The sequence below is a fragment of the Kitasatospora putterlickiae genome, assembly GCF_039527695.1.
Taxonomy (GTDB): domain Bacteria; phylum Actinomycetota; class Actinomycetes; order Streptomycetales; family Streptomycetaceae; genus Kitasatospora; species Kitasatospora putterlickiae.
Map to the genome: position 1 here is coordinate 28,043 of NZ_BAAAKJ010000176.1, position 5,421 is coordinate 33,463.

A 5,421-nucleotide genomic window follows, 5' to 3' on the forward strand; every position below is an offset into this window, starting at 1 on the left:
AGGAGAAGGCCCGCGCCAAGGAGCGCGTCTTCTCGCTGCGCGACGAGTTCGGCGCCTGGGACCCGCGCCGCCAGCGCCCCGAGCTGTGGTCGCTCTACAACGGCCGGCACGCCGTCGGCGAGCACGTGCGCGTCTTCCCGCTCTCCAACTGGACCGAGCTGGACGTCTGGCAGTACATCGAGCGCGAGGGCATCGAGCTGCCGGAGATCTACTACGCGCACGAGCGCGACGTCTTCGCCCGCAGCGGCATGTGGCTGACCGCCGGCGAGTGGGGCGGCCCCAAGGAGGACGAGCCGGTCGAGCGGCGGCTGATCCGCTACCGCACCGTCGGTGACATGTCCTGCACCGGCGCCGTCGACTCCGACGCCACCACCATCCAGGCCGTCATCGCCGAGATCGCCGCCAGCCGCCTCACCGAGCGCGGCGCCACCCGCGCCGACGACAAGCTCTCCGAGGCCGCGATGGAAGACCGCAAGCGCGAGGGATACTTCTAATGAGCACCACCCAGACCGGCACCGCCACCTCGCTGCTGCGCTTCGCCACCGCCGGCTCCGTCGACGACGGCAAGTCCACCCTGGTCGGCCGTCTGCTGCACGACTCCAAGTCGGTGCTGGCCGACCAGCTGGAGGCCGTCGAGCACGCCTCCCGCAGCCGCGGCCAGGACGCGCCCGACCTCGCGCTGCTCACCGACGGCCTGCGCGCCGAGCGCGAGCAGGGCATCACCATCGACGTCGCCTACCGCTACTTCGCCACCCCCCGGCGGCGGTTCATCCTCGCCGACACCCCCGGGCACGTGCAGTACACCCGGAACATGGTCACCGGCGCCTCCACCGCCGAACTGGCCGTCGTCCTGGTCGACGCCCGCAACGGCGTGGTCGAGCAGACCCGCCGGCACGCCGCCGTCGCCGCCCTGCTGCGGGTGCCGCACGTGGTGCTGGCCGTCAACAAGATGGACCTGGTCGACTACGCCGAGCCCGTCTTCGCCGCCATCGCCGCCGAGTTCACCGCCTACGCGGCCTCGCTCGGCGTCAAGGACGTCGTCGCGGTGCCGATCTCCGCGCTCGCCGGGGACAACGTCGTCGAGCCGTCCGCGCACATGGACTGGTACGGCGGCCCGACCCTGCTGGAGCACCTGGAGACCGTGCCGGTCGGCAGCGACCCGAGCGCCGAGCCGGCCCGCTTCCCGGTCCAGTACGTGATCCGCCCGCAGACCGAGGAGCACCCCGACTACCGCGGCTACGCGGGCCAGCTGGCCTCCGGCGTGCTGCGGGTCGGCGACGCCGTCACCGTGCTGCCGTCGGGCCACACCACCACCGTCTCCGGCATCGACGCCCTCGGCCGGGCCACCGACATCGCCTGGGCCCCCCAGTCGGTCACCGTGCGGCTCGCCGACGACATCGACATCTCCCGCGGCGACCTCATCTCGGCCGGACCCGCGCCCGTCCCCACCAAGGACATCGAGGCCACCGTCAGCCACCTCAACGAGCGGCCGCTGCGCGCCGGCGACAAGGTGCTGCTCAAGCACACCACCCGCACGGTGCGCGCGCTGGTCAAGGAGATCACCTACCGGATCGACATCGACACCCTCGAACAGCGCTCCGGCGCCGAGGGGCTGAGCGTCAACGACATCGGCCACGTGGTACTGCGCACCGCCGAGCCGCTGGCCCTCGACGCCTACGGCGACAACCGCCGGACCGGCTCGTTCCTGCTGATCGACCCGGCCGACGGCACCACCCTCACCGCCGGGATGGCGGGCGAGGCCTTCGAGACCGTACGCACCACCGACGCGAACGAACCCGACGAGGAGGACTGGGTCTGATGCCCAGCGAGGCGTTCTCGGGCATGGACAAGGAAGGCGGCCGCATCGGCAGCGGCGTCCTCGGCAGCGGCCAGGGCGGCCTGACGCGATGTGTGGGCCGACAGGGCTGAGAACCGCCCTGTCACCGGGCCGGCCGGCCGCTGTCCCTCCCCACAGCAGGCGCAGCGGCCGTCCCGACCCGGCTTGCCCGGCATCCCGCGCGGTGCCGCAAGCACAACCTTGACCGAACGTCCGCCCGGGACCGCCTTCCTGACGGTCCGTCCGCGAACAGGACTCACCATGGCACCGAACCAGGCACTTCCGCATACCTCCGCACGCCCCGGCGCCGGCCGGATCAGACGCTCCGCCGCGGCCGTCGTGGCCGGCCTCACCGCCGTCACGCTGCTCTCCGCCTGCGGGTACGGCTCGAAGAGCGAGGACGACAAGCCCAACGCCGCGGCTCCCGCCGGTGATTCCGCCTCCGGCGCGAAGCTCTCCGCCGACACGGTCAGGATCGGCTACTTCGCCAACCTGACCCACGGCACCCCGCTGGTCGGCCTCCAGGAGGGGATCATCCAGAAGGAGCTGGGCGCCACCCAGGTCAAGCCCCAGATCTTCAACGCGGGCCCGGCCGAGATCGAGGCGCTGAACGCCGGCTCGATCGACATCGGCTGGATCGGCCCCTCCCCCGCGATCAACGGCTACACCCAGTCCAACGGCGAGGCGCTGAAGATCGTCAGCGGCTCGGCCTCCGGCGGCGTCAAGCTGGTGGTCAACCCCGAGAAGATCCCGAGCCTGGACGACCTCAAGGGCAAGAAGATCGCCACCCCGCAGCGCGGCAACACCCAGGACGTGGCACTGCTCAACTACCTGGCGGGCAAGGGGCTGAAGGTCAACCCCGACACCGGCGCCGGCGACGTCTCGGTGCTCCGCACGGACAACAAGGTCACCCCGGACGCCTACAGCTCCGGCTCGATCGACGGCGCCTGGGTGCCCGAGCCGACCGCGTCCAAGCTGGTCACCCTCGGCGCGAAGGTCCTGCTCAACGAGAAGGACGTCTGGCCGGACAAGAAGTTCGTGATCACCAACATCATCGTCTCGCAGAAGTTCCTCAAGGAGCACCCGGACGTGGTCGAGGCCGTGCTGCGCGGCTCGGTGAACACCAACGCCTACATCAAGGCCAACCCGGACAAGGCCAAGGCCACCGCCAACGAGGCCATCAAGAAGGAGGCCGGCAACGCGCTGCCGGCGGCCATCCTCGACCCGGCCTGGGCCGACATCGACTTCCTGGACGACCCGCTGGCCAACACCCTGCAGGCCGAGGCCGACCACGCCGTCACCGCCGGCCTGCTCAAGAAGCCGAACCTGAACGGGATCTACGACCTCACCCTGCTCAACAAGGTGCTGAAGGAGAAGGGGCAGAGCCCCGTCGCGGACGCCGGTCTCGGCGCCAAGTAACACAGCCGCACCGCTCCACCGCGCACGAACCCCGCGGTCCGGACCCCCGCCCGACCCCGTCGATGCCCGCTCGATGCCCGAGCACGGGCCGGGCGGGGCCCGGACCCCGGCCCCACTCCCTGACACCAGATGCCAGACCACACCACGCAGGAGGTGCCCGGAATGACTCCGGCACTGACCACCTCGGACGACGCCGCCGGCGTCGACACCCGCGACGGCTCCCCCGCCGTCCGGCTCTCGCACGTCCACAAGTCCTTCGGCCGCCCCGGCGCGCAGACCCACGTCCTGGACGACATCAGCCTCGATGTCGCCCCGGGCGAGTTCGTCACGCTGCTCGGCGCCTCGGGCTGCGGCAAGTCCACCCTGCTCAACCTGGTCGCCGGCCTCGACAAGCCCAGTGCGGGCGACATCGAGGTGCCCGGAGGACGCCCCGCGCTGATGTTCCAGGAACACGCGCTCTTCCCCTGGCTCACCGCCGGCAAGAACATCGAACTCGCCCTGAAGCTCGCCGGCGTCCCCCGCCCCGAGCGCCGCCCCGAGGCCGAGCGGCTGCTCGAACTCGTCCGGCTCCAGGGCTCCTACGGCAAGCGGGTGCACGAGCTGTCCGGCGGCATGCGCCAGCGCGTCGCGATGGCCCGCGCCCTCGCCCAGGGCAGCCAGGTGCTGCTCATGGACGAGCCGTTCGCCGCGCTCGACGCCATCACCCGCGACGTGCTGCACGACGAGATCACCCGGATCTGGGCCGAACGGAAGCTGTCGGTCCTGTTCGTCACCCACAACGTCCGGGAGGCCGTCCGGCTCGCCCAGCGCGTCGTCCTGCTCTCCTCCCGTCCCGGCCGGATCGCCCGTGAGTGGCGGATCGACCTCCCGCAGCCCCGCCGGATCGAGTCCTCCGGCGTGGCCGACCTGTCCATCGAGATCACCGAAGAACTGCGTGGGGAGATCCGCCGCCATGGCCAGCACTGACAGCGCACTCGCTCCGGTCAAGGAGCAGCCCGGGAGCGCCGACGACGTGAGCGCCGGCCTGGACGCGCTGGACGCGGTCCATGTCCGCCGGGTCTCGCTGGGCGAGGTCCTGCGCACCAAGGCGCTCCCCCCGCTGCTCGGCCTCCTGCTCGTCCTGGCCGCCTGGCAGGGCGCCTACAGCCTTGAGGTCACCAGCACCTACAAGCTGCCCAGCCCCGCCGACGTGTGGGACTCGCTGGTCGGCCTGTGGGAGGCCGGCACCCTCTTCAGCATCATCTGGACCAGCGTCTGGCGCGGCATATCGGGCTTCCTGGTCGCGGTGGTCATCGGCACCCCGATCGGCCTCCTGGTCGCCCGGGTCAAGCCGGTCCGGGCCGCGCTCGGACCGGTGCTCTCCGGTCTGCAGTCGCTGCCCTCGGTCGCCTGGGTGCCGGCCGCCGTCATCTGGCTCGGCATCAACGACTCGATGATGTACGCCGTCATCCTGCTCGGCGCCGTCCCGTCCATCGCCAACGGCCTGGTGGCCGGCATCGACCAGGTGCCGCCGCTGTTCCTGCGGGCCGGCCGCACCCTGGGCGCCACCGGCCTGTCGAACGCCCGGCACATCCTGCTGCCGGCCGCCCTCCCCGGCTACCTGGCCGGCCTGAAGCAGGGCTGGGCGTTCTCCTGGCGCTCGCTGATGGCCGCCGAGCTCGTCGCCTCCTCCCCCGACCTGGGCCTCGGCCTGGGCCGCTTCCTGGAGAACCAGCGCGAGTCCGCGAGCATGTCGGGCGTGCTGCTCGGCATCATCCTCATCCTGGTGGTCGGCATCGCCATCGACCTCCTGCTGTTCGCCCCGGTCGAGCGCCGGGTCCTGCGCAACCGCGGCCTGCTGGCCGGCGGCAAGTGAGGCCCTCCGCATGACCGAACGCCGGCTGTCCGCCGCCCCCGCCACCCCGGTGGCGGCGGGCAGCCCCGCCCTGCTGCTGATCGCCCACGGCAGCCGCGACCCGCGGCACGCCGCGGCCGTCGCCGCGCTGGTCTCCCAGGTGCGGGCGCTGCGGCCCGGCCTGGACGTCGCCACCGCCTACCTGGACCACTGCGCCCCGCGCATCCCGCAGGTGCTGGGCCGGCTCGGGCCGGCCGCGGTGGCCGTCCCGCTGCTGCTCAACCGGGCCTTCCACGCCAAGCACGACATCCCGGCCGCCCTGCGCGCGGCC

6 protein-coding genes are annotated in these 5,421 nt (G+C 72.2%); all 6 read left to right on the forward strand.

From position 1 onward, the window contains the following. The coding region (gene cysD / locus ABD308_RS17855; RefSeq protein ID WP_344335529.1) for a sulfate adenylyltransferase subunit CysD at positions 1 to 494 on the forward strand (494 nt) is incomplete at its 5' end. Then, complete coding sequence (locus tag ABD308_RS17860; RefSeq protein ID WP_344335531.1) at positions 494 to 1,819, forward strand: sulfate adenylyltransferase subunit 1; 1,326 nt, start codon at positions 494 to 496, stop codon at positions 1,817 to 1,819. The genes cysD and ABD308_RS17860, both read left to right, overlap by 1 nt. A 279-nt stretch (positions 1,820 to 2,098) precedes the next feature. Further along, positions 2,099 to 3,256 (forward strand): aliphatic sulfonate ABC transporter substrate-binding protein, encoded by a 1,158-nt coding sequence (locus ABD308_RS17865; RefSeq protein WP_344335534.1) that lies wholly within the window; start codon positions 2,099 to 2,101, stop codon positions 3,254 to 3,256. Positions 3,257 to 3,418: 162 nt separating this feature from the next. After that, complete coding sequence (locus ABD308_RS17870; protein ID WP_344335537.1) at positions 3,419 to 4,222, forward strand: ABC transporter ATP-binding protein; 804 nt, start codon at positions 3,419 to 3,421, stop codon at positions 4,220 to 4,222. Further along, the gene (locus ABD308_RS17875) at positions 4,209 to 5,111 is read left to right on the forward strand and encodes an ABC transporter permease (protein ID WP_344335539.1); all 903 of its coding nucleotides are present in this window, start codon (positions 4,209 to 4,211) and stop codon (positions 5,109 to 5,111) included. Before ABD308_RS17870 ends, ABD308_RS17875 begins: the two co-directional genes overlap by 14 nt. A gap of 10 nt (positions 5,112 to 5,121) precedes the next feature. Next, on the forward strand, positions 5,122 to 5,421 hold a 300-nt coding region (locus ABD308_RS17880), incomplete at its 3' end, for a CbiX/SirB N-terminal domain-containing protein (RefSeq protein ID WP_344335542.1).

Bases quoted from the DNA above. Each gene is read 5' to 3' on its own strand.
- ABD308_RS17860 (WP_344335531.1), top strand. From the start codon at position 494: ATGAGCACCACCCAGACCGGCACCGCCACCTCGCTGCTGCGCTTCGCC.
- ABD308_RS17865 (WP_344335534.1), top strand. From the start codon at position 2,099: ATGGCACCGAACCAGGCACTTCCGCATACCTCCGCACGCCCCGGCGCC.
- ABD308_RS17870 (WP_344335537.1), top strand. From the start codon at position 3,419: ATGACTCCGGCACTGACCACCTCGGACGACGCCGCCGGCGTCGACACC.
- ABD308_RS17875 (WP_344335539.1), top strand. From the start codon at position 4,209: ATGGCCAGCACTGACAGCGCACTCGCTCCGGTCAAGGAGCAGCCCGGG.